The organism is Enterobacter cloacae complex sp. CDL013 (assembly GCF_049238805.1).
In the GTDB taxonomy this organism is placed as follows: domain Bacteria; phylum Pseudomonadota; class Gammaproteobacteria; order Enterobacterales; family Enterobacteriaceae; genus Enterobacter; species Enterobacter hormaechei_C.
In genome coordinates, this window is sequence record NZ_JBMKGT010000013.1 from 1 (window position 1) to 21,794 (window position 21,794).

Consider the following 21,794-nt stretch of genomic DNA (forward strand, 5'->3'; position numbering starts at 1 on the left):
ATTACGCTTTCCCGCTTCAGAGTCAAGCGTTTGTTTTGCTTTTCTCTGCTGACCCGGCGGCTTGCGTGCCGTTGTTCCGTGTCAGTGGAGGCGCATTATAGGGAGTTCTTCTGAAGTGACAAGCACTAAATACAAAAAACTTTTCGTTCGCTCATTTTTCAAACTCAACGCTTATTAAACCCGCGCATCGTCCGTTAAATGCGCAATTTCACGGGCAAAACTGGCGACCTGAGCCCAGTCGGTATAAACCACTTCTTTACGCGTATCCGTTTCCCCGCCCGTCATTTTCATGATCAGGCGGATCATAAAGCGGTCGTACCAGCGGTAACGCGGGTAACGCAGCGCGCCAGCAAAGACAGAACAGATATCGGGCTGCCATGGCGAACTCAGCAAAAACTTACGCGTATAGCTGTTAGTCTGCGGCGTACGCTTCTCTGCTTTACGGGCAACCAGGTTGACCGAGTAAAACGCGCCAGGCAGCTGAGCGAGTTCCGCCGTATGCTTTTTCACAAAGCGATCCAGCGCCGGATGGAAATGGCCGTAACGAATTGAAGCGCCAATGACCACGCGGTCGTAATCCTGCCAGGCAATCTGTTCAGTGCGATTCAGGTTCACCACATCAGAATAAATGCCCAGCTCTTTGAGTTCAGAAGCCAGATATGAAGCAATCTCACGCGTTTGTCCGTCACGCGTTGAGAAAAGAATTAACGTTTTCACCAATGTCTCCTTACTCACGCCAGAATGTTGGGGTAAACAGCACCAGCAGCGTAAAGACCTCAAGACGCCCAAACAGCATATTGGCGATTAAGATCCACTTCGCCACCGGGTTCATACTGGCGAAGTTATCCGCCACGACGCCCAGCCCCGGCCCCAGGTTGTTTAACGTTGCCACCACAGAGGCGAAGGCAGAGAAATCATCCACGCCCGTGGCGATAATCGCCAGCATACTGACAATAAAGACCAGTGCATAAGCGGAGAAGAATCCCCACACCGCTTCGAGGATGCGTTCCGGCAGCGCGCGGTTCCCCAGCTTAATACTGTAAACCGCATTCGGGTGGACCAGACGTTTCAGCTCACGGTTCCCCTGCTTGAACAGCAGCAGAATACGGATCACCTTCAGACCGCCGCCCGTTGACCCGGCACAGCCGCCGATAAACGCAGAGCACAACAGCAGCACCGGCAGGAACAGCGGCCAACGCGCAATACTGTCCGTGGTGAAACCGGCGGTTGTTGCCATCGATACCACCTGGAAGAAGGCCTGGTTCAGGGTCGTGACCGCCGAGTTATAGACATCGTGGAACCACAGTACCAGGGTACAGATGATCACCAGAGTCAGCTGGACGCCAATAAACATCCGGAATTCCGGGTCGCGCCAGTACACCTTCAGGCTCCGTCCGCTAAGCAACGAGAAGTGTAGACCGTAGTTACAGCCTGAGATCAGCAAAAAGATGGCAATGATGGTATTGATTGTCGGGCTGTCGAAGTAGCCGACGCTGGCATCGTGGGTGGAGAACCCGCCGATAGCAATAGTCGCAAAGCTGTGCCCGATGGCATCAAACGCAGGCATCCCGGCAAACCACAGCGCCAGCGCGCAGGCCACCGTCAGCAGGACATAGATAAGCCACAGGGTTTTCGCCGTCTCCGCAATACGCGGGCGCATTTTGTTATCTTTCAGCGGGCCGGGCATCTCCGCCCGGTAAAGCTGCATCCCCCCGACGCCCAGAATCGGCAGGATAGCCACCGCCAGGACAATGATCCCCATACCGCCGAACCACTGAAGCATCTGCCGGTAAAAGAGAATCGCATGCGGGAGCGAATCCAGCCCCACAAGCGTGGTGGCACCGGTGGTCGTTAATCCGGAGAACGATTCAAAAAACGCATCCGTGACGGTGAGATTCGGTTGTTCGGAGAAGATAAACGGCAGCGCACCCACGCTTCCCAGTACCGTCCAGAACAGGACCACAATCAGAAACCCCTCCCGGGATTTCAGTTCACCTTTCTCACGGCGGTTTGGCCACCACAGCAGGGAGCCAATCGTCAGCGCGACAAAAAAGGTTTGCGTAAATGCACGCCCCGCGCCGTCCCGGTAGATGAGCGCCACCAGTCCGGGAATGATCATTGTCCCGGAGAAAAGTATGACCAGCAATCCAACGATTCGGGTAATGGCACGAAAATGCATCTCTGCCGCTTCCTTAGGTATTCAAAATTGTGAGGTGGGGATTATTCTTCAATCGGCAGTAATTGCAATGAACCGCGACTAAAATCAGCGAGTTTTGCTGAAAAAGCAGCCAGTTCCGCCTGAGGAAGCGCCACGCGTAATTGCACCATTGCCTGATAATCACTGTGTGCGATGACACCGTTAAACTGTTTAAGCAGTGCTTCGATACCCGATAGCTGGGCGTAATCGCATAACAAAGTATATTCCGTAAGTGGCGTTTTGCGGGTTGTTATCAGCAGATTAAGCGCCTGCTGGACACCACCTCCGTAGGCTTTAACCAGCCCTCCGGTGCCTAACAAAATGCCCCCGTAGTAGCGGACCACGACGGCGGTGATTTCACCCACGCCGCTGCCCATCAACTGGGAAAGCATCGGTTTTCCGGCCGTACCCGCCGGTTCACCGTCGTCAGAAAACCCGAGCTGCTGTGAGTCGTCTGGCGGCCCTGCGACCCACGCCACACAGTGATGGCGGGCATCCGGGTGCTGCGCGCGGACGGACTCGACGAACGCCTTCGCCGCCTCCACGCCGTCGGTATGCGCCAACAGCGTGATAAAGCGGCTTTTTTTGATTTCCTCAACAAAGGTGACCGGCTCGGCCGGTATCAGCCAGCTTTCCATCAGGCCAGCTTCAAATCTCGCGTCATGTTCTCAATGCTGTTCTCGTGAATAACCACGTTATCCTCGATACGAATGCCGCCATAAGGCTTCAGCGCTTCAATTTTCTCCCAGTTGAAGTGCTTGCTGAATTGCCCTTCGCGCCACGGCGCCAGCAGGGATTCAATAAAGTAGATGCCCGGCTCGATGGTCAATACCATACGCGGCGCCAGAACGCGGGTGCAGCGCAGATAAGGATATTTAGACGGTGCCGCCAGGTGCGTGCCGGTATCATCCTGCATAAAGCCCGCGACGTCATGAACCTGCAAACCCAGCGGGTGGCCGATACCATGCGGCATAAATGGCCCGGTCAAATCGTTCTCAACCATCGCCTCTTCGCTCATGTCTTTGATAATCTGATGCTTACGCAGCAGTTTAGCGATGCGCTGATGGAACTGGATGTGATAATCCACGTAGCTGGTTCCGGCCTTCATGGTGCCAATCAGCGCCAGCTGTTCGTCGTTCACGTCTTTAATCAATTGCGCAAAATCGGTATCCGCATTCGCCGCCCAGGTACGGGTCAGGTCTGCCGCATAACCATTGTACTCAGCCCCCGCGTCCAGCAGGAAGCTACGCATCTCAGCCGGAACCTGATGATCCAGTTTGGTGTAGTGCAGAACCGAGGCATGTTCATTCAGCGCCACGATGTTGCTGTACGGCACGTCGGTATCGCGGTGGCCGGTCGCCGTCAGGTAAGCCTGATTGATATCGAACTCGCTCATACCGGACTGGAACGCTTCGTGCGCCGCACGGTGGCCATTCACCGCCGTTTTTTGCGCTTCACGCATGCAGTAAAGTTCGTAGTCGGTCTTGTAGGCGCGATAGTAGTGCAGATAATCCAGCACGCCTTTCGGGTTGAGTTTATCTGCCGGAATATCCAGACCCAGCGCGCGCTCAGGAACCGGACCAATGTAGCCGATGTTGCCGCGCGCCGCTGGCAGCTGGCTGCCTATGCCGTCTGCTTTTGGCAGCGCAATCACGTCAATTTCTTCGGTCCAGAATGAGGTCGGCAGCGGCTCCACGTTGTGCCAGTAATCGACCGGCAGGTAGAACCACAGTTTCGGCTTGTTCACGCCATCCACCAGCAGCCAGCAATTTGGAACCTGCGTGACAGGCACCCAGGCTTTAAACTGCGGGTTAACCTTGAAGGGATAAGCATGGTCATCAAGAAAAGTATTCATCAGCTCGCCGGAGTGGATCAGCAGGGCATCCAGCTTGAAGCGGGCCAGTACATCGCGGGTACGTTCCTGTAGGGTAACGATATGATTTTTATAAAGCGAAGCCAGTGAGTCCATCATTCTTCCTTTCGTTTTTTTGACCTCAAGTCATCGCATCTTAGCACACCTCACTCCGGCTGCGTGATTTCCACCGACCGTGATCAGCGCAGCAATTTCTTAATGACTAATTTGCATTTTATTAACATAAATTCCACACTCCGTTTCATCTGGTATGACCAGATCCAATTGCTGGATTCAGGAGACCGACATGCTCTACAAAGGCGACACCCTGTACGTAGACTGGCTGGAAGATGGCATTGCCGAACTGGTGTTCGATGCCCCCGGCTCAGTGAACAAGCTTGATACCGCGACGGTGGCCAGCCTTGGCCAGGCGCTGGATGTACTTGAAAAGCAATCAGATTTAAAAGGGCTGCTGCTGCGCTCCAACAAAGCGGCCTTTATCGTTGGCGCGGATATCACCGAATTCCTGTCGCTGTTCCTGGTGCCCGAAGAACAGCTGAGCCAGTGGCTGCACTTCGCGAACAGCGTCTTTAATCGTCTGGAAGATCTGCCTGTCCCGACCCTTTCTGCCGTCAACGGTTACGCGCTGGGCGGCGGCTGCGAATGCGTGTTAGCCACTGATTACCGTCTGGCGACCCCGGACCTGCGTATCGGCCTGCCGGAAACCAAGCTGGGCATCATGCCGGGCTTTGGCGGCTCCGTCCGTATGCCGCGCATGCTGGGCGCCGACAGCGCGCTGGAGATCATTGCCGCGGGTAAAGACGTCGGCGCAGAACAGGCGCAGAAAATTGGCCTGGTCGACGGCGTTGTAAAACCTGAGAAGCTTGTTGAAGGCGCACTCGCCATTCTGCGTCAGGCCATTAACGGCGACCTCGACTGGAAAGCCAAACGTCAGCCGAAGCTGGAGCCGTTGAAGCTCAGCAAAATTGAAGCCACCATGAGCTTCACCATCGCCAAAGGCATGGTGATGCAGACGGCGGGTAAACACTACCCGGCGCCGATCACGGCGGTGAAAACCATTGAAGCGGCAGCCCGTCTGGGCCGTGATGACGCCCTGAAGCTGGAAAACCAGAGCTTTGTCCCGCTGGCGCACACCAACGAAGCCCGCGCGCTGGTTGGTATCTTCCTTAACGATCAGTTTGTGAAGGGCAAAGCCAAACAACTCACCAAAAACGTTGAAACGCCAAAACACGCGGCGGTACTCGGCGCGGGCATTATGGGGGGCGGCATCGCCTACCAGTCTGCCTGGAAAGGCGTGCCGGTGGTGATGAAGGACATCAACGAGAAATCCCTGACGCTGGGCATGACCGAAGCGGCCAAGCTGCTGAATAAACAGCTTGAGCGCGGCAAAATTGATGGTCTGAAGCTTGCAGGCGTGATCTCCACCATCCAGCCAGTGCTGGAATACAGCGGTTTCGACCGTGTGGACGTGGTGGTTGAAGCGGTCGTCGAGAACCCGAAAGTGAAAAAAGCGGTGCTGGCCGAAACCGAAGACAAGGTGCGTCCGGAAACCGTGCTGGCCTCTAACACCTCCACCATTCCTATCAGCGAACTGGCGAGCGTGCTGAAGCGTCCGGAAAACTTCTGCGGGATGCACTTCTTTAACCCGGTGCACCGCATGCCGCTGGTCGAAGTGATCCGTGGGGAGAAAACCTCCGACGAAACCATCGCCAAAGTGGTGGCGTGGGCGAGCAAGATGGGCAAAACGCCGATCGTCGTTAACGACTGCCCGGGCTTCTTCGTTAACCGCGTGTTGTTCCCTTACTTCGCCGGCTTCAGCCAGCTGCTGCGCGACGGCGCAGACTTCCGCAAAATCGATAAAGTGATGGAAAAACAGTTCGGCTGGCCGATGGGCCCGGCGTATCTGCTGGACGTTGTCGGCATCGATACTGCCCATCACGCTCAGGCGGTGATGGCGGCGGGCTTCCCGCAGCGCATGCAGAAAGACTATCGCGACGCCATTGACGCCCTGTTCGACGCCAACCGCTTTGGTCAGAAAAACGGTCTGGGCTTCTGGCGCTATAAAGAAGACAGCAAAGGCAAACCGAAAAAAGAAGAAGATGCGGCGGTGGATGGCCTGCTGGCCGACGTCAGTCAGCCGAAACGCGACTTCACTGACGACGAGATCATCGCCCGGATGATGATCCCGATGATCAACGAAGTGGTGCGCTGCCTCGAAGAAGGCATTATCGCCAGCCCGGCAGAAGCGGATATGGCGCTGGTGTACGGCCTCGGCTTCCCTCCGTTCCACGGCGGCGCGTTCCGCTGGCTGGATACGCTCGGCAGCGCTCGCTATCTCGATATGGCTCAGCAGTACCAGCACCTCGGCCCGCTTTATGAGGTGCCGGAAGGTCTGCGTAACAAAGCGCGTCATAACGAACCCTACTACCCAGCAGTTGAGCCAGCCCGTCCGGTTGGCGCGCTGAAAACGGCTTAAGGAGTCACAATGGAAAAGGTTGTCATTGTTGATGCGATTCGCACCCCGATGGGCCGTTCAAAAGGCGGTGCGTTCCGTAACGTGCGTGCGGAAGACCTCTCCGCGCACCTGATGCGTAGCCTGCTGGCGCGTAACCCGGCGCTGGACCCTGCTGCGCTGGACGATATCTACTGGGGCTGCGTCCAGCAGACGCTGGAGCAGGGCTTCAACATTGCCCGTAACGCGTCCCTGCTGGCGGAGATCCCGCATTCGGTTCCGGCGGTCACCGTCAACCGTCTTTGCGGTTCGTCGATGCAGGCGCTGCACGACGCGGCGCGGATGATCATGACCGGCGATGCGCAGGCCTGTCTGGTGGGCGGCGTGGAGCACATGGGCCACGTGCCGATGAGCCACGGGGTCGATTTCCATCCAGGTATGAGCCGCAACGTGGCGAAAGCCGCCGGTATGATGGGCCTGACCGCCGAGATGCTCTCCCGTCTGCACGGCATCAGCCGTGAGATGCAGGATGCCTTTGCCGCTCGCTCGCATGCCCGCGCCTGGGCCGCCACGCAGTCTGGTGCCTTTAAGAATGAGATCATCCCGACCGGCGGTCACGACGCAGACGGCGTACTGAAGCAGTTCAGCTATGACGAAGTCATCCGCCCGGAAACCACCGTTGAAGCGCTTTCCACCCTGCGTCCGGCGTTTGATCCGGTCACCGGTACGGTAACGGCGGGCACCTCGTCTGCCCTGTCCGACGGTGCCGCCGCGATGCTGGTGATGAGCGAAAGCCGCGCCCGCGAATTAGGCCTGACGCCACGCGCCCGCGTGCGTTCGATGGCGGTCGTGGGCTGCGATCCATCCATCATGGGCTACGGTCCGGTTCCGGCGTCAAAACTGGCGCTGAAAAAAGCGGGGCTGAGCGCAAGTGATATCGACCTCTTTGAGATGAACGAAGCGTTCGCCGCGCAGATCCTGCCGTGCATTAAGGATCTGGGGCTGATGGATCAGATCGACGAGAAGATTAACCTCAACGGCGGCGCGATCGCCCTCGGACACCCGCTGGGCTGTTCCGGGGCGCGTATCAGTACCACGCTGATTAACCTGATGGAACGCAAAGATGCCCAGTTTGGTCTGGCAACGATGTGTATCGGGTTGGGTCAGGGGATCGCGACAGTGTTTGAGAGGGTGTAAATTAATTGAGAGAGTGTAAATAAGGAAAAGTATCTCAAAGCCAATGACGTCAGAACAAGGCGGCAAGCGAGCGAATCCCGATGAGCTTACATTAGTAAGTGATTCGGGTGAACGAGCGCAGCCAACGCAGTTATGGCGCCATTGGCGAAGAGAGACAGTTTAGTTGCCGTTCTTCCCGCCTGTCAGGGGCGGGTTTTTTACGTTATTGCAGCAGCGAAATATCCGCCACGCGCAGGAACAGCTCACGCAGTTTCTCAAGCATCGAGAGACGGTTAATCCGCAGCTCTTTATCTTCCACGTTCACCATCACCTTCTCGAAGAAGGCGTCGATGACGTCACGCAGCTCCGCCAGCTCCACCAGCGCTTCCTGGTAGCGACCTTCCGCGAAATACGGCTCCAGCTTGTCGCGCAGCACCACAACCTGCATCGCCAGAGAAATCTCTTCCGGCTCTTTCAGGGTTGCAGCGTTTACGCGATCGTTCAGCGTCTCGTCGGATTTCGCGAGGATGTTGGATACGCGCTTGTTGGCCGCGGCCAGCGCAGACGCCGCTTCCAGCGTACGGAAGTGGGATACCGCTTTCATACGCGCATCGAAATCTGCCGGACGGGTCGGACGACGCGCCAGCACCGCCTGAATGGTATCAACGGAGTAACCTTCGTCCTGATACCACGCGCGGAAACGACCGAGCATAAAGTCGATAACATCATCCACAACCTTCGCGTTGGTCAGCTTATCGCCGTACAGACGTACCGCTTCTTCGGTTAGCGTTTGCAGATCGAGGTTCAGGTTCTTCTCAACGATGATTCGCAGCACGCCCAGCGCAGCACGACGCAGCGCGAACGGGTCTTTGTCGCCTTTTGGATGCTGGCCGATACCGAAGATACCCGCCAGGGTGTCCATCTTATCGGCAATCGCCACGGCGCAGGCAACCGGATTGGACGGCAGATCGTCACCGGCAAAGCGCGGCTGATACTGCTCGTTCAGGGCTACCGCCACGTCTTCCGCTTCGCCATCGTGACGCGCGTAGTGCATACCCATCACGCCCTGGGTGTCGGTAAATTCGAACACCATGTTGGTCATCAGGTCACACTTGGAGAGCAGGCCCGCACGGGTAGCGTGGTTAACGTCGGCGCCAATTTCACGGGCAATCCAGCCGGACAGCTCCGCGATACGGTCGGTTTTGTCGCGCAGCGTACCCAGCTGCTGCTGGAACAGTACAGTTTGCAGACGCGGCAGGTTATCTTCCAGACGTTTTTTACGGTCTGTGTTGAAGAAGAACTCGGCATCCGCCAGACGCGGACGCACCACTTTCTCGTTACCGGAGATAATCTGGCTCGGATCTTTCGATTCGATGTTCGCCACGAAGATGAAGTTTGGCAGCAGCTTGCCGTCGTTGGCGTAAACCGGGAAGTACTTCTGGTCACCCTTCATGGTGTAAACCAGCGCTTCTGCCGGAACGGCCAGGAATTTCTCTTCGAATTTCGCGGTCAGTACAACCGGCCATTCGACCAGCGAGGTCACCTCTTCCAGCAGGCTGTCGCTCAGGTCAGCGTTTCCGCCAATCTTGCGCGCCGCTTCTTCTGCGTCCGCTTTAATTTTGGCTTTACGCTGTTCGTAGTCGGCAATCACTTTACCGCGTTCCAGCAGGATCTGCGGATACTGGTCGGCATTGTCGATGGTGAACTCCGGCTCGCCCATAAAGCGATGGCCGCGGATCACGCGATCGGACGCCACGCCCAGAATGGTCGCCGGGATAACGGTATCGCCCAGCAGCAGGGTCACGGTGTGAACCGGACGCACAAAGTGAACGTCGGACGCGCCCCAGCGCATCAGCTTAGGGATTGGCAATTTTGCCAGCGAGGTCGCGATCATGTCAGGCAGCAGCGCTTCGGCGCTTTCGCCTTTCACATGGGCACGATACAGCAGCCATTCACCTTTGTCGGTGGTCAGACGCTCGGCCTGATCAACGGTGATGCCGCAGCCGCGCGCCCAGCCTTCTGCCGCTTTGCTCGGCTTGCCTTCCGCGTCGAACGCCTGAGCAATGGCCGGGCCACGTTTTTCAACTTCGCGATCCGGCTGGGACGCCGCCAGGTTTGCCACTTTCAGCGCCAGACGACGCGGCGCAGCAAACCACTCAATTTTACCGTGCGCCAGGCCAGCGTTATCCAGCTCAGCAGTGACGTTCGCAGCAAAAGATTCAGCCAGGCTGCGCAGGGCTTTTGGTGGCAGCTCTTCAGTGCCGATTTCCACCAGGAAAGTTTTCTCAGACATGGCCGCCTCTTATTTGTTTCGGTTGCACATCGGGAAGCCAAGGGCTTCACGGGACGCGTAGTAAGCTTCTGCAACGGCTTTGGTCAGGGTACGAATACGCAGAATGTAGCGCTGACGTTCAGTCACGGAGATCGCTTTGCGGGCATCCAGCAGGTTGAAGCTGTGGGCAGCCTTCAGAATACGCTCGTAGGCAGGCAGCGGCAGCGGAGTCTCCAGCGCCAGCAGCTGCTGGGCTTCTTTCTCGTACTGCTCGAAGCAGGTGAACAGGAAGTCCACGTCCGCGTATTCGAAGTTATAGGTGGATTGCTCCACTTCGTTCTGATGGAACACGTCGCCGTAGGTGGTTTTACCCAGCGGGCCGTCGCTCCAGACCAGGTCGTAAACGCTGTCTACGCCCTGAATGTACATGGCCAGACGTTCCAGACCATAGGTGATTTCGCCGGTAATCGGTTTACATTCCAGACCACCAACCTGCTGGAAGTATGTGAACTGGGTCACTTCCATGCCGTTCAGCCACACTTCCCAACCCAGACCCCAGGCACCCAGCGTTGGGTTTTCCCAGTTATCTTCCACGAAACGAATGTCGTGAATGGTTGGATCCATACCCAGCTCTTTCAGTGACCCGAGGTACAGTTCCTGAATGTTGTCGGGTGATGGCTTAATCACCACCTGGAACTGATAGTAGTGCTGCAAACGGTTCGGGTTTTCGCCATAACGGCCATCGGTCGGACGACGGGATGGCTGCACATAGGCGGTCGCCATTGGCTCTGGCCCTAACGCGCGCAGGCTGGTCATCGGGTGTGAGGTGCCTGCGCCAACTTCCATGTCCAAAGGTTGAACAATGGTGCAGCCCTGACGAGCCCAGTAATCCTGTAAGGTCAGGATCAGGCCCTGGAAGGTCTTGGTATCAAACTTTTGCATAGTATTTCGTGCTGGATACGTGTGGTTTTAAATGGAAGGGATCAGTATACCCGCTGGCTGCAAGATATACAGTACGAAACGGGGTTGTTTAGGGAAAATTGGGGAATAAGCCCTACAGCCAGAACCTGCGAAGGCTCTGGTTGCTGCTTATCCGAGCAATTTAGCGCATTGAGAGATGTAAAAACTGGCCGTCTGCATCAAAAGAGCAGACAAAGCCCTCTTTACGCGCCGTATAGCCTTTCAGTTCATAGCTGCCCTGAAAGCGCTCGAAGCCGTTTATATGAATTTTCTGTGCTTCGGAATTATAGCGGTGAGCCGCCTGATCCCTGCACAGCTGTTCCATATTCAGGGAACGCTCCGGGCTCATTTTCCCCTGCTGCGCTTTTTGGACAGGTATCTCCTCAGAAGCACTGCATCCTGTTAATAAGAGCAGCAGAAAGAGTGACACCCCACGCTTCATCATCATTTTTATTACCGCCCTGGTCAGTGGCTGTTATTTTTAGTAGCAACACGTTTATAGATTAAAGTCCGTCATTCTGCGAATCTCGCCAGCTCCCTACAAGTTAGCCTGGCTAAACTCAGAATTTTCCAAGGGAAAAGTTTTACGCAATCGCAGTCACACTTTCTTTATCAGGAATACAGAGGAACTGATGCAGTCAAAAATTAACTGGATTGATAACCTGCGGGGAATAGCCTGTCTGATGGTGGTGATGATCCACACAACGACCTGGTATGTCACGAACGCGCACAGTATCAGCCCTGTTAACTGGGATGTCGCCAATGTTCTGAACTCGGCCTCCCGCGTGAGCGTCCCGCTGTTCTTTATGATTTCCGGTTTTCTCTTTTTTGGCGAGCGTAGTGCACAGCCGAGACATTTCATCCGTATTGTCTCCTGTCTGCTGTTTTACAGCGCGATTTCGCTGCTCTATATCGTCCTGTTCACTTCAATTAACGCTGAACGTTCCCTGCTCAACTTGTTGCAAAAACCGGTGTTCTATCATCTATGGTTTTTCTTCGCGATAATCGTTATTTATCTTGTTTCACCGTTAATTCAGGTAAAAAACGTCAACGGTAAAATGCTGCTGGCGCTGATGGTGGTCATCGGGATCGTGGCCAACCCGAATACCGTCTCACAGAAAATTGATGGCTTTGAATGGCTGCCCGTTAACCTCTATATCACCGGGGATACGTTTTATTACGTGCTGTACGGCATGCTGGGGCGCGCCATTGGCATGATGGAGACGCAAAAGCGAGGAATAAACTGGCTATGCGCGGCCGCGTTTCTCGTCGGTGTGTTTATTATCTCTCGCGGGACGCTGCATGAGCTGCAATGGCGCGGCAACTTTGCCGATACCTGGTATCTGTACTGTGGCCCGATGGTCTTTATCTGCGCAATCTCTCTGCTGACGCTGGTTAAAAACACCCTGAATGCCCGCCCGCTTCCGGTGCTGGGGTTTATCTCTCGCCACTCGCTGGGCATTTACGGTTTTCACGCGCTGGTGATCCACGCCCTGCGCACCCGCGGCGTTGAGCTTAAAAGCTGGCCGGTGCTGGATATTATCTGGATATTTACCGTTACGCTGGTTGTCAGCCTGCTGCTCTCAATGCTGCTGCAACGCATCGATACACGCCGGTTTGTGAGCTAACCCGGTTGAAGGCTGGCAGGCCGGGTAAGCGTTAGCGCCACCCGGCTCCTGTTTATGACATTAGCGGTAAAAGCTGCTGATAGATTTTGCGGAAAACGTCTCGTCTTTCAGCGTAGCGAGCATGATTTTTCGCATCAGGACGATGCTGCTGTTCAAGCGGCAGCTGGGGCAAAAGCTGGGGCAGTGGTTTATCCCGGTTCAGCGCAATTTGCGCCAGCCGTGCCGCACCGAGCGCCGGGCCGACATCGCCTCCCGTACGATAGTCCAGCTGCAACCCGCTGATATCGGAAAGCATTTGCCGCCAGTAGCTGCTTCGCGCACCGCCGCCAATTAACGTAATGCTGGATGGCGTAAGTCCACAGTCATGCACGACATCCATTCCGTCCGCCAGAGCATAGCCAACGCCTTCAAGCACCGCGCGCGCCAGCTCTGCCGGGCCGTGCTGATGGGTAAGACCGAAGAACACCCCTTTCGCTTCCGGGTTGTTATGAGGCGTCCGCTCGCCGGAAAGGTACGGTAAAAACCAGACCGCACCGGCATTATCATCCGCCTGCTGTGCCGCTGCGATAAGCGCCGGGACGTCCGCCATTCCGGTTAGTTTTGCCGCCCAGTCGAGGCAGGAAGCCGCGCTCAGCATCACCGACATTAAATGCCATTTACCCGGCAACGCGTGGCAGAAGCTGTGTACGGCGCTTCCAGGGTTGCTACGATACCCGTCACTGACGGCAAAATAGACGCCGGAGGTACCGAGTGAGAGCATGGCCTGCCCTGCCTCGACCATCCCCACGCCGACCGCACCCGCCGCATTATCGCCGCCGCCGGCAACGACAGGTACGGCTGGCATGTTCCAGCGTTCAGCAACAGAAGGCTGTAAAGCCCCCGTGATTTCACTGCCTTCAAACAGCGCAGGCATATGGTCGCGCGTCAGCTGGCAGGCATCCAGCATCGCCTCGCTCCAGTCCCGTTTCGCCACGTCGAGCCACATCGTGCCCGCGGCGTCAGACATGTCGCTGGCAAAATCCCCCGTCATGCGAAAACGCAGGTAGTCTTTCGGCAACAGAACCTTCGCCACCTGACGAAAAATCTCAGGCTCATGACGCTGCACCCACAGGAGTTTTGGCGCGGTAAAACCGGGCATCATCAGGTTGCCCGTAATTTCGCGGGACGCAGGTACACGCTCCTCAAGGATCGCGCACTCTTCCGCACAGCGGCCATCGTTCCAGAGAATAGCCGGGCGCAGAACGCGATGCTGACTATCCAGCAACGTTGCGCCATGCATTTGCCCGGCAATGCCCAGCGCTTTCACGTCGCGCAGGCTATGCTGCTCGCCTAAGGCTTTCATCGCACGCTCTGTCGCCTGCCACCACTGCTCCGGATCTTGTTCCGACCAAAGCGGATACGGACGTGAAACCTGCAACTTTTCAGTCTGCGTGGCTAATACATCGCCCTGCTCGCTTAACAGGATGGCTTTCACCCCCGACGTGCCAAGATCGATCCCGATATACATGTGGTGACTCCTTTGACAGAAATGCCCGGTGGCGCTGCGCTTACCGGGCCTGGATGCTGTTATTTATCGAACAGGTAGTGATTGACCAGGTTTTCCAGCAGCTCCTGATGGCCGCTCTGATGCTGCGGCGCAAGCTGATGCTGTTCAGCGTACTTCGCGATCTCCGCAAGCGATAACTGACCTTTCAAAATTTGCTGGCCCAGCTCACTGTTCCAGCCGCTGTAGCGCTTCGCCACGCGCTTATCCAGCTCACCGTCTTCAATCATACGGGCCGCCACTTTCAGCGCCAGCGCCATGGTGTCCATCGCGCCAATATGCCCGTAGAACAGATCATATTTGTCGGTGCTCTGGCGACGCACTTTGGCGTCGAAGTTCAGGCCGCCGGTGGTGAAACCGCCCGCTTTGATGATCTCGTACATCACCAGCGCATTCTCTTCTACGCTGTTCGGGAACTGGTCGGTATCCCAGCCCAGCTGTGGATCACCACGGTTAGCATCGACAGAGCCGAAGATGCCCAGCGCAATCGCAGAGGCAATTTCGTGATGGAACGAGTGGCCCGCCAGGGTAGCGTGGTTAGCCTCAATATTCACTTTGATCTCTTTTTCCAGACCAAACTGCTTCAGGAAGCCATACACGGTGGCGACATCATAATCATACTGATGCTTGGTTGGCTCCTGTGGTTTTGGCTCAATCAGCAGCGTGCCGCGGAAACCGATTTTGTGTTTGTGGTCCACAACCATCTGCATAAAGCGACCAATCTGCTCACGCTCCTGACGCAGGTCGGTATTCAGCAGCGTTTCATAGCCTTCACGACCGCCCCAGAGTACATAGTTCTCACCGCCCAGCTGATGCGTGGCGTTCATCGCGGTCACGACCTGGGTTGCCGCCCAGCTGAAGACTTCCGGGTCCGGGTTGGTTGCCGCGCCCGCGCCATAGCGAGGATTGGTAAAGCAGTTAGCCGTACCCCAGAGCAGCTTCACGCCGCTTTGCTGCTGTTTTTCAGCCAGTACGTCGACCATCTGCGCGAAATTGTTCAGATACTCTTTCAGCGATGCCCCTTCCGGCGACACGTCCACATCGTGGAAACAGTAGTACGGCACGTTCAGCTTATGGAAGAACTCGAACGCGACGTCGGCTTTACGCTTCGCCAGCTCAATGGCCTCGCCCGGCTGTTGCCATGGACGGTCAAAAGAGCCCACGCCGAACATATCGGCACCGTTCCAGCAGAAGGTGTGCCAGTAGCAGGCGGCAAAGCGCAAGTGATCTTCCATGCGCTTACCCAGCACCAGCTCATCCGGGTTGTAGTGACGAAATGCTAAAGGATTGGTCGTTTTCGTGCCTTCGAAACGAACGCGATCGAGTTGGTCGAAATAAGCTTGCATATTGAGCTCCATAATCAGGGTATGCGGCGTGGTCTTGCTTCTGGAGTAATAGTGAATAGACATTGGAGGTTGCTCAATTACGTTATTTCACACTGCTATTGAGAGAATGCGCAATTGTGCGCTGGCTCGCAAAATAATGTGCAGACAAACTATTTTTCGGCGCACATTCCAGAATCAAATGTAATTAATAGGTTACGCTTTTTAAAATCCGATCGCGGTCATAAATTCAGAAATAAACCAAATATCGTAATGAGAAGATAAAAATCTGTAATTGCCAGCAGGCCTTTCCACGTTAAAAATTTGCTGCGTCTCAGCAGTGAATGTTTCTTTTATCTCAGCTACACATACCCCTACAAAAAGGCCTAATAATTATGAAGATAAAGAACCTGACCCTAACGCTCTGCACTACTCTCCTGCTTGCAAGCTTTGCCGGCCACGCCAAAGAGGTCAAAATCGGCATGGCGATTGATGACTTACGCCTGGAGCGCTGGCAAAAAGATCGCGATATCTTTGTTAAAAAAGCGGAATCTCTCGGCGCGGAGGTGTTCGTTCAGTCCGCTAACGGCAACGAAGAGACGCAAATGTCGCAAATCGAGAATATGATCAACCGTGGCGTCGATGTGCTGGTCATTATCCCGTATAACGGCCAGGTATTAAGCAACGTGGTGAAAGAAGCGAAACAGGAAGGCATAAAAGTCCTGGCTTATGACCGCATGATTAATAATGCCGACATTGATTATTATATTTCGTTCGACAATGAAAAGGTGGGCGAATTACAGGCTAAAAGCCTGGTCGCAAAAGTGCCTCAGGGGAATTATTTCCTGATGGGCGGCTCGCCCGTGGATAACAACGCCAAACTGTTCCGCCAGGGACAAATGAAAGTGCTGAAGCCGTATATCGACGAGGGCAAAATTAAAGTCGTCGGCGACCAGTGGGCTGACGGCTGGTTACCGGAAAACGCGCTGAAAATTATGGAAAACGCGTTGACTGCAAATAACAACAAAATCGATGCGGTGGTGGCCTCTAACGATGCCACTGCGGGTGGCGCCATTCAGGCGCTGAGCGCGCAGGGTCTGGCCGGGAAAGTCGCTATTTCCGGACAGGACGCCGACCTTGCGGGTGTAAAACGCATCATCGCGGGTACCCAGACCATGACGGTGTATAAGCCCATTACCGAGCTTGCCAATACGGCCGCCGAAATTGCCGTTGAGCTGGGCAATGGCCAGCAACCTAAAGCAGACGCGACGTTAAATAACGGCCTGAAAGACGTACCTGCTCGCCTGCTTACCCCTATCGAAGTCAACAAAGAGAATATTGACGCCACCGTGGTGAAAGACGGTTTCCATAAGAAGAGTGAACTGTAATCCAGCGCAGCCCCTGCCCGGCAGGGGCGCATCGACCTGCCCTGTACATCTGTCGGGCCATGCGGAGCAGTTATGTCTTATTTACTTGAAATGAAAAGCATCACCAAAGCCTTCGGGGCGGTGAAAGCAGTCGATAACGTAAGCCTGCGGCTGAATCCCGGCGAAGTGATGTCGCTGTGCGGCGAAAATGGCTCGGGAAAATCCACGCTGATGAAAGTGTTGTGCGGGATCTATCCGCACGGCAGCTACGAGGGCGAAATCGTCTTTGCCGGCGAGGTGCTCCAGGCCACGCACATTCGCGATACCGAACGTAAAGGCATCGCTATTATTCACCAGGAGCTGGCGCTGGTGAAGCACCTTACCGTGCTGGAAAATATTTTTCTCGGCGCCGAACTCTCACGCCACGGCGTACTGGATTACGACACCATGACGCTGCGCTGCGAAAAACTGCTGGCCCAGGTGAGCCTGGCTATCTCACCGGATACGCGCGTGGGCGACTTAGGTTTGGGCCAGCAGCAGCTGGTGGAGATCGCCAAGGCGCTGAACAAGCAGGTACGCCTGCTGATCCTCGACGAGCCAACCGCCTCACTCACCGAACAGGAAACCGCCGTTCTGCTCAATATCATCCGCGACCTGCAAAACCACGGTATCGCCTGCATCTATATTTCGCACAAGCTCAATGAGGTGAAAGCTATTTCCGACACCATCTGCGTCATCCGCGACGGGCAGCACATTGGCACGCGTGAAGCAGAAGGCATGAGCGAAGATGACATCATCACCATGATGGTGGGTCGCGAACTCACCGCACTGTATCCCAACGAACCACACACCATAGGCGAAGAACTCCTGCGCGTGGAAAACCTGACGGCGTGGCATCCCGTTAACCGCCACATCAAGCGCGTGGATAACCTCTCCTTCTCGCTGCACCGCGGCGAAATTCTCGGTATTGCGGGTTTAGTGGGTGCCGGAAGAACCGAGGCCGTGCAGTGTCTGTTTGGCGTCTGGCCGGGGCGCTGGGAAGGCAAAATTTATATCGACGGTCAGCCGGTAAAAATCGACAACTGCCAGCAGGCCATTGCCAAAGGCATTGCTATGGTGCCCGAAGACCGCAAAAAAGACGGCATCGTGCCGGTCATGGCGGTGGGAAAAAATATCACGCTGGCGGCGCTCAGCCAGTTTTCCGGCGCGCTGAGCAGCCTGGATGATGCCGCAGAACAGCAGTGTATTCTTCAGTCACTTGCCAGGCTCAAGGTGAAAACCTCCTCGCCGGAACTGGCGATAGGTCGCCTGAGCGGCGGCAACCAGCAGAAAGCGATTCTGGCGCGCTGCCTGTTGCTTAATCCGCGCATTTTAATTCTGGACGAACCCACGCGCGGGATCGATATCGGCGCGAAGTATGAAATCTACAAGCTGATCAACCAGCTTGTGCAGCAAGGGATTGCCGTCATTGTTATCTCGTCCGAATTGCCTGAAGTGCTGGGGCTGAGCGACCGCGTGCTGGTCATGCATGAAGGGAAACTCAAAGCCAACCTGAACAACCAGAACCTGACGCAAGAGCAGGTGATGGAAGCTGCCTTAAGGAGCGAACGCCATGTCGAAAAGCAACCCGTCTGATATCAAAGTCGCTGTTCCGACGCCCGGTGCGTTCGCAGGACTTAAATCGCTGAATCTGCAAGTTTTTGTAATGATTGCCGCCATTATCGTGATCATGTTGTTCTTTACCTGGATGACCGATGGCTCCTATTTGAGCGCACGTAACGTTTCTAACCTGCTGCGTCAGACCGCCATCACCGGGATCCTGGCGGTGGGGATGGTCTTTGTGATTATCTCAGCGGAAATTGACCTGTCAGTAGGGTCGATGATGGGTCTGCTCGGCGGCGTGGCGGCAATTTTTGACGTCTGGCTCGGCTGGCCGCTGCCGCTGACGATTGCGGTCACGCTGGTACTGGGTCTGCTGCTGGGGGCGTGGAATGGCTGGTGGGTGGCCTACCGTAAGGTCCCGTCGTTTATCGTCACCTTAGCGGGGATGCTGGCCTTCCGCGGCATTCTGATTGGGATCACCAACGGCACTACCGTCTCCCCGACCAGCGCCTCGATGTCCCAGATTGGCCAAAGCTACCTCTCTGATGGCGTCGGTTTTACGATCGGCGTGGTTGGGCTGATGGCGTTTGTCGCGTGGCAATGGCGAGGACGCATGCGTCGCCAGGCGCTGGGGCTGGCCTCGCCTGCTTCAACCTCGGTTGTCGGCCGTCAGGCGCTTACTGCGGTGATTGTACTGGGCGCCATCTGGCTGTTAAACGATTATCGCGGCGTCCCAACGCCCGTTCTGCTGCTGGCGCTGTTGCTGTTAGGTGGGATGTTTATGGCCACGCGTACCGCATTCGGTCGCCGTATTTATGCCATCGGTGGCAATCTCGAAGCCGCGCGTTTGTCCGGCATTAACGTAGAACGCACCAAACTCGCCGTCTTTGCCATCAACGGCCTGATGGTGGCCATCGCGGGGCTGATCCTCAGCTCACGTTTGGGGGCGGGCTCCCCCTCTGCCGGTAATATTGCCGAGCTGGACGCCATCGCCGCCTGCGTGATTGGCGGGACCAGCCTCGCCGGGGGCATTGGCAGCGTGGCGGGGGCGGTGATGGGCGCATTTATTATGGCTTCGCTGGATAACGGGATGAGTATGATGGACGTGCCGACGTTTTGGCAGTATATCGTCAAGGGTGCCATTCTTTTGCTGGCAGTCTGGATGGACTCTGCCACCAAGCGGCGCGCCTGATAACAGTATCGTGACTAATTTGGGAAATAAGCCATGTTTGAAAAGCGTCACCGCATTACGTTGTTATTCAATGCCAACAAAGCCTATGACCGGCAGGTGGTTGAAGGGGTTGGCGAATATTTGCAGGCGTCGCAATCCGAATGGGATATTTTCATCGAAGAAGATTTCCGTACCCGTCTGGAGAACATCAAAGACTGGCTGGGCGACGGGGTCATCGCTGACTTTGACGACCCCGTGATTGAACAGTTGCTGAGTGGCGTTGACGTGCCTATCGTGGGCGTTGGCGGCTCTTATCATACACCGGAACATTATCCTCCCGTTCACTACATCGCCACGGATAACCATGCTCTGGTCGAGACCGCCTTCCTCCATTTAAAGGAGAAAGGCGTCCATCGTTTTGCGTTTTACGGATTGCCCGCCACGAGCGGAAAGCGCTGGGCGATGGAGCGTGAGTATGCCTTCTGCCAGCTGGTTGCCCAGGAGAAGTATCGCGGCGTCGTTTATCAGGGGCTGGAAACCGCGCCAGAAAACTGGCAGCACGCACAAAATCGTCTGGCTGACTGGCTGCAAACGCTGCCGCCCCAGACAGGGATTATCGCCGTGACGGACGCCCGCGCCCGCCACGTATTGCAGGTGTGCGAACATTTGCATATTCCGGTGCCTGAAAAGCTGTGCGTGATTGGTATTGATAACGAAGAGCTTACGCGCTATCTGTCGCGCGTGGCGCTCTCATCCGTGGCTCAGGGTACCCGTCAGATGGGCTATCAGGCCGCAAAGCTGCTGCACAGACTGTTAGACAACGAATCCCTGCCGCTCCAGCGTCTGCTGGTTCCTCCCGTTCGCGTGGTCGAACGTCGCTCAACTGACTACCGCTCATTAAACGATCCGGCCGTGATTCAGGCGATGCACTACATTCGCAATCATGCCTGCAAAGGGATTAAGGTCGATCAGGTGCTCGATTCGGTCGGCATATCACGTTCGAATCTGGAGAAGCGGTTTAAAGAGGAAGTGGGTGAGACGATCCACGCCGTGATCCATGCGGAAAAGCTGGAGAAAGCGCGCAGTCTGCTGATCTCCACCTCGCTGTCGATCAACGAGATTTCACAGATGTGTGGCTATCCGTCGCTTCAGTATTTCTATTCGGTGTTCAGGAAAGAGTATGACACCACGCCGAAGGAGTACCGGGAACGGTACAGTGAAGTCCTGCTCTAGAAAAAAGAACGCCTTCCAGTGGAAGGCGTTTTTCATTACATATGTGCGGCAATCAGACGCTGGTTATCCTGGTACATGGAGAACAGGTAATTGTTATAACGCTGTCCCTGAGTGGAATAACCTTTCAGCTTATGGATCATCGCCGTGGCCGTCACTTCCTGATCCGCCTTACGCAGCTGAGCGCGTGACTTACGGAACGAGGAATAGGCCGGGTGGGTGTTCAGGTTCACCACGTAGGCATTCACGGAATCTTTCACCGATTCAAACTGTGAATAGCCCTTCACCTTGCCGGGCGCGTTAGTACAACGACCTTTTACGCATTTCATGCCAAACAGATTGTTGTTGTTGCGCGCCAGCTTCGAGGTGCCCCAACCGCTTTCGGCGGCGGCCATTGTCGCGACCATACTGCCTGGAATGATGTCCACACGTTCTAACAGTGAGTTCCAAGGCACGCGACGCGTGTTCCCGCTCCACTTCACTTTATAGCGTTTGGCGATATCTTTCAGGCGAGTGCGCTCAGACGGCGACCAGCGGCTGTCGTACTGTTTGGAGATCAGCCAGTTACGATCCGCAGTAATCGCGGCATTTTGGCTTTTAATGTAAGGCATTACCGTCCGGAGAAACGCTTTTTTCCTTGGTGTCCCGGAAGGGTATTTTCGCAAATCAGGAAGTGAACTACTCTTTGCACTATTGCGAGAATACTCTTGTTTACTGCTAACCTTACTGCTTGTCGTCTTTATTACGTGGGCTTTCTTACTCGTTGTATCCGTGTGCGTCTTTGCAAGCACCTCACCTGAAAATGCCATGGTGAGTAACATGAGTATCGCGGCCCCATATCGTCGAATGGGAGTCGATATCATTAGGTCTCCTGGTCGGATATAAACATTCCAACATCTTATTTTCTTCAAAAATTTGAGAGCGGAATCTCAAATCGTACCAAAAATAGTCTTCAAGAGCACGTCTATAAATAGTCCAATTCCGAAACTATGTCATCCGGA

Annotated in this window: 17 protein-coding genes; 7 read left to right on the top strand and 10 right to left on the bottom strand. The window is 55.5% G+C overall.

Features of this window, described 5'->3' with window-relative positions:
* Positions 1 to 174: 174 nt before the first annotated feature.
* From hemG to pepQ, 4 genes are read right to left on the bottom strand one after another with little or no spacing between them, the layout of a single operon-like run.
* Complete coding sequence (gene hemG, locus ACOTXD_RS20825; protein WP_003860122.1) at positions 175 to 717, bottom strand: menaquinone-dependent protoporphyrinogen IX dehydrogenase; 543 nt, start codon at positions 715 to 717, stop codon at positions 175 to 177.
* A 10-nt stretch (positions 718 to 727) separates the two neighbouring features.
* Entirely contained in the window at positions 728 to 2,179 is a 1,452-nt protein-coding gene (gene trkH / locus ACOTXD_RS20830; protein ID WP_022649737.1) for a Trk system potassium transporter TrkH, read from the bottom strand.
* 41 nt (positions 2,180 to 2,220) lie between these two features.
* A complete protein-coding gene (locus ACOTXD_RS20835; protein WP_015572737.1) occupies positions 2,221 to 2,835 on the bottom strand; it encodes an IMPACT family protein in 615 nt (204 codons plus the stop codon).
* Positions 2,835 to 4,166 carry a Xaa-Pro dipeptidase gene (pepQ, locus tag ACOTXD_RS20840; protein ID WP_003860124.1) on the bottom strand — a complete coding sequence of 444 codons (1,332 nt, stop codon included), beginning with the start codon at positions 4,164 to 4,166 and terminating at the stop codon, positions 2,835 to 2,837. Before pepQ ends, ACOTXD_RS20835 begins: the two co-directional genes overlap by 1 nt.
* Positions 4,167 to 4,356: 190 nt before the next feature.
* On the opposite strand from pepQ, the gene fadB reads away from it, so the two are divergent.
* Entirely contained in the window at positions 4,357 to 6,546 is a 2,190-nt protein-coding gene (gene fadB, locus ACOTXD_RS20845) for a fatty acid oxidation complex subunit alpha FadB (RefSeq protein ID WP_023315008.1), read from the top strand.
* A 9-nt stretch (positions 6,547 to 6,555) separates the two neighbouring features.
* Entirely contained in the window at positions 6,556 to 7,719 is a 1,164-nt protein-coding gene (gene fadA / locus ACOTXD_RS20850; protein ID WP_000416981.1) for an acetyl-CoA C-acyltransferase FadA, read from the top strand.
* Positions 7,720 to 7,921: 202 nt separating this feature from the next.
* On the opposite strand, the gene glyS is transcribed toward fadA, so the two are convergent.
* From glyS to ACOTXD_RS20865, 3 genes are all read right to left on the bottom strand, one after another.
* Positions 7,922 to 9,991 carry a glycine--tRNA ligase subunit beta gene (gene glyS / locus ACOTXD_RS20855; RefSeq protein WP_022652021.1) on the bottom strand — a complete coding sequence of 690 codons (2,070 nt, stop codon included), beginning with the start codon at positions 9,989 to 9,991 and terminating at the stop codon, positions 7,922 to 7,924.
* Positions 9,992 to 10,000: 9 nt separating this feature from the next.
* Positions 10,001 to 10,912 carry a glycine--tRNA ligase subunit alpha gene (gene glyQ / locus ACOTXD_RS20860; RefSeq protein WP_003860141.1) on the bottom strand — a complete coding sequence of 304 codons (912 nt, stop codon included), beginning with the start codon at positions 10,910 to 10,912 and terminating at the stop codon, positions 10,001 to 10,003.
* A 160-nt stretch (positions 10,913 to 11,072) separates the two neighbouring features.
* Positions 11,073 to 11,378 carry a YsaB family lipoprotein gene (locus ACOTXD_RS20865; protein WP_017693801.1) on the bottom strand — a complete coding sequence of 102 codons (306 nt, stop codon included), beginning with the start codon at positions 11,376 to 11,378 and terminating at the stop codon, positions 11,073 to 11,075.
* A 184-nt stretch (positions 11,379 to 11,562) separates the two neighbouring features.
* Between ACOTXD_RS20865 and ACOTXD_RS20870 the strand changes: the two genes are divergently transcribed.
* Positions 11,563 to 12,558, top strand: a complete 996-nt coding sequence (locus ACOTXD_RS20870) for an acyltransferase (protein WP_061856430.1) — start codon at positions 11,563 to 11,565, stop codon at positions 12,556 to 12,558.
* Between the two features lie 52 nt (positions 12,559 to 12,610).
* On the opposite strand, the gene xylB is transcribed toward ACOTXD_RS20870, so the two are convergent.
* Together xylB and xylA are read right to left on the bottom strand one after the other, a co-directional pair.
* Positions 12,611 to 14,065 carry a xylulokinase gene (gene xylB, locus ACOTXD_RS20875; protein ID WP_126501439.1) on the bottom strand — a complete coding sequence of 485 codons (1,455 nt, stop codon included), beginning with the start codon at positions 14,063 to 14,065 and terminating at the stop codon, positions 12,611 to 12,613.
* Between the two features lie 59 nt (positions 14,066 to 14,124).
* On the bottom strand, positions 14,125 to 15,447 hold the full coding sequence (gene xylA, locus ACOTXD_RS20880; RefSeq protein ID WP_026080557.1) for a xylose isomerase: 1,323 nt from the start codon (positions 15,445 to 15,447) through the stop codon (positions 14,125 to 14,127).
* 371 nt (positions 15,448 to 15,818) lie between these two features.
* Between xylA and xylF the strand changes: the two genes are divergently transcribed.
* The 4 genes from xylF (at position 15,819) to xylR (ending at position 20,796) form a co-directional block, all read left to right on the top strand.
* Positions 15,819 to 16,811, top strand: coding sequence for a D-xylose ABC transporter substrate-binding protein (gene xylF, locus ACOTXD_RS20885; RefSeq protein WP_006808602.1), 993 nt, complete (start codon positions 15,819 to 15,821; stop codon positions 16,809 to 16,811).
* Positions 16,812 to 16,883: 72 nt separating this feature from the next.
* Complete coding sequence (locus ACOTXD_RS20890) at positions 16,884 to 18,425, top strand: xylose ABC transporter ATP-binding protein (RefSeq protein WP_015572746.1); 1,542 nt, start codon at positions 16,884 to 16,886, stop codon at positions 18,423 to 18,425.
* The gene (gene xylH / locus ACOTXD_RS20895; protein ID WP_003860151.1) at positions 18,403 to 19,584 is read left to right on the top strand and encodes a xylose ABC transporter permease XylH; all 1,182 of its coding nucleotides are present in this window, start codon (positions 18,403 to 18,405) and stop codon (positions 19,582 to 19,584) included. The genes ACOTXD_RS20890 and xylH overlap by 23 nt, the downstream gene beginning before the upstream one ends.
* Positions 19,585 to 19,617: 33 nt before the next feature.
* A complete protein-coding gene (xylR, locus tag ACOTXD_RS20900) occupies positions 19,618 to 20,796 on the top strand; it encodes a D-xylose utilization transcriptional activator XylR (protein ID WP_003860152.1) in 1,179 nt (392 codons plus the stop codon).
* A gap of 35 nt (positions 20,797 to 20,831) precedes the next feature.
* Here the strand turns inward: xylR and ACOTXD_RS20905 are convergent, their stop codons facing one another.
* Complete coding sequence (locus ACOTXD_RS20905; RefSeq protein ID WP_022652025.1) at positions 20,832 to 21,656, bottom strand: protein bax; 825 nt, start codon at positions 21,654 to 21,656, stop codon at positions 20,832 to 20,834.
* Positions 21,657 to 21,794 lie beyond the last annotated feature (138 nt).

Coding starts and splice junctions, on each gene's coding strand:
- ACOTXD_RS20865 (WP_017693801.1), bottom strand. CDS start 11,378: ATGATGATGAAGCGTGGGGTGTCACTCTTTCTGCTGCTCTTATTAACA.
- trkH (WP_022649737.1), bottom strand. CDS start 2,179: ATGCATTTTCGTGCCATTACCCGAATCGTTGGATTGCTGGTCATACTT.
- ACOTXD_RS20835 (WP_015572737.1), bottom strand. CDS start 2,835: ATGGAAAGCTGGCTGATACCGGCCGAGCCGGTCACCTTTGTTGAGGAA.
- fadB (WP_023315008.1), top strand. CDS start 4,357: ATGCTCTACAAAGGCGACACCCTGTACGTAGACTGGCTGGAAGATGGC.
- xylR (WP_003860152.1), top strand. CDS start 19,618: ATGTTTGAAAAGCGTCACCGCATTACGTTGTTATTCAATGCCAACAAA.
- ACOTXD_RS20890 (WP_015572746.1), top strand. CDS start 16,884: ATGTCTTATTTACTTGAAATGAAAAGCATCACCAAAGCCTTCGGGGCG.
- glyQ (WP_003860141.1), bottom strand. CDS start 10,912: ATGCAAAAGTTTGATACCAAGACCTTCCAGGGCCTGATCCTGACCTTA.
- pepQ (WP_003860124.1), bottom strand. CDS start 4,166: ATGGACTCACTGGCTTCGCTTTATAAAAATCATATCGTTACCCTACAG.
- xylH (WP_003860151.1), top strand. CDS start 18,403: ATGTCGAAAAGCAACCCGTCTGATATCAAAGTCGCTGTTCCGACGCCC.
- xylF (WP_006808602.1), top strand. CDS start 15,819: ATGAAGATAAAGAACCTGACCCTAACGCTCTGCACTACTCTCCTGCTT.
- xylB (WP_126501439.1), bottom strand. CDS start 14,065: ATGTATATCGGGATCGATCTTGGCACGTCGGGGGTGAAAGCCATCCTG.
- ACOTXD_RS20905 (WP_022652025.1), bottom strand. CDS start 21,656: ATGATATCGACTCCCATTCGACGATATGGGGCCGCGATACTCATGTTA.
- fadA (WP_000416981.1), top strand. CDS start 6,556: ATGGAAAAGGTTGTCATTGTTGATGCGATTCGCACCCCGATGGGCCGT.
- xylA (WP_026080557.1), bottom strand. CDS start 15,447: ATGCAAGCTTATTTCGACCAACTCGATCGCGTTCGTTTCGAAGGCACG.
- glyS (WP_022652021.1), bottom strand. CDS start 9,991: ATGTCTGAGAAAACTTTCCTGGTGGAAATCGGCACTGAAGAGCTGCCA.
- ACOTXD_RS20870 (WP_061856430.1), top strand. CDS start 11,563: ATGCAGTCAAAAATTAACTGGATTGATAACCTGCGGGGAATAGCCTGT.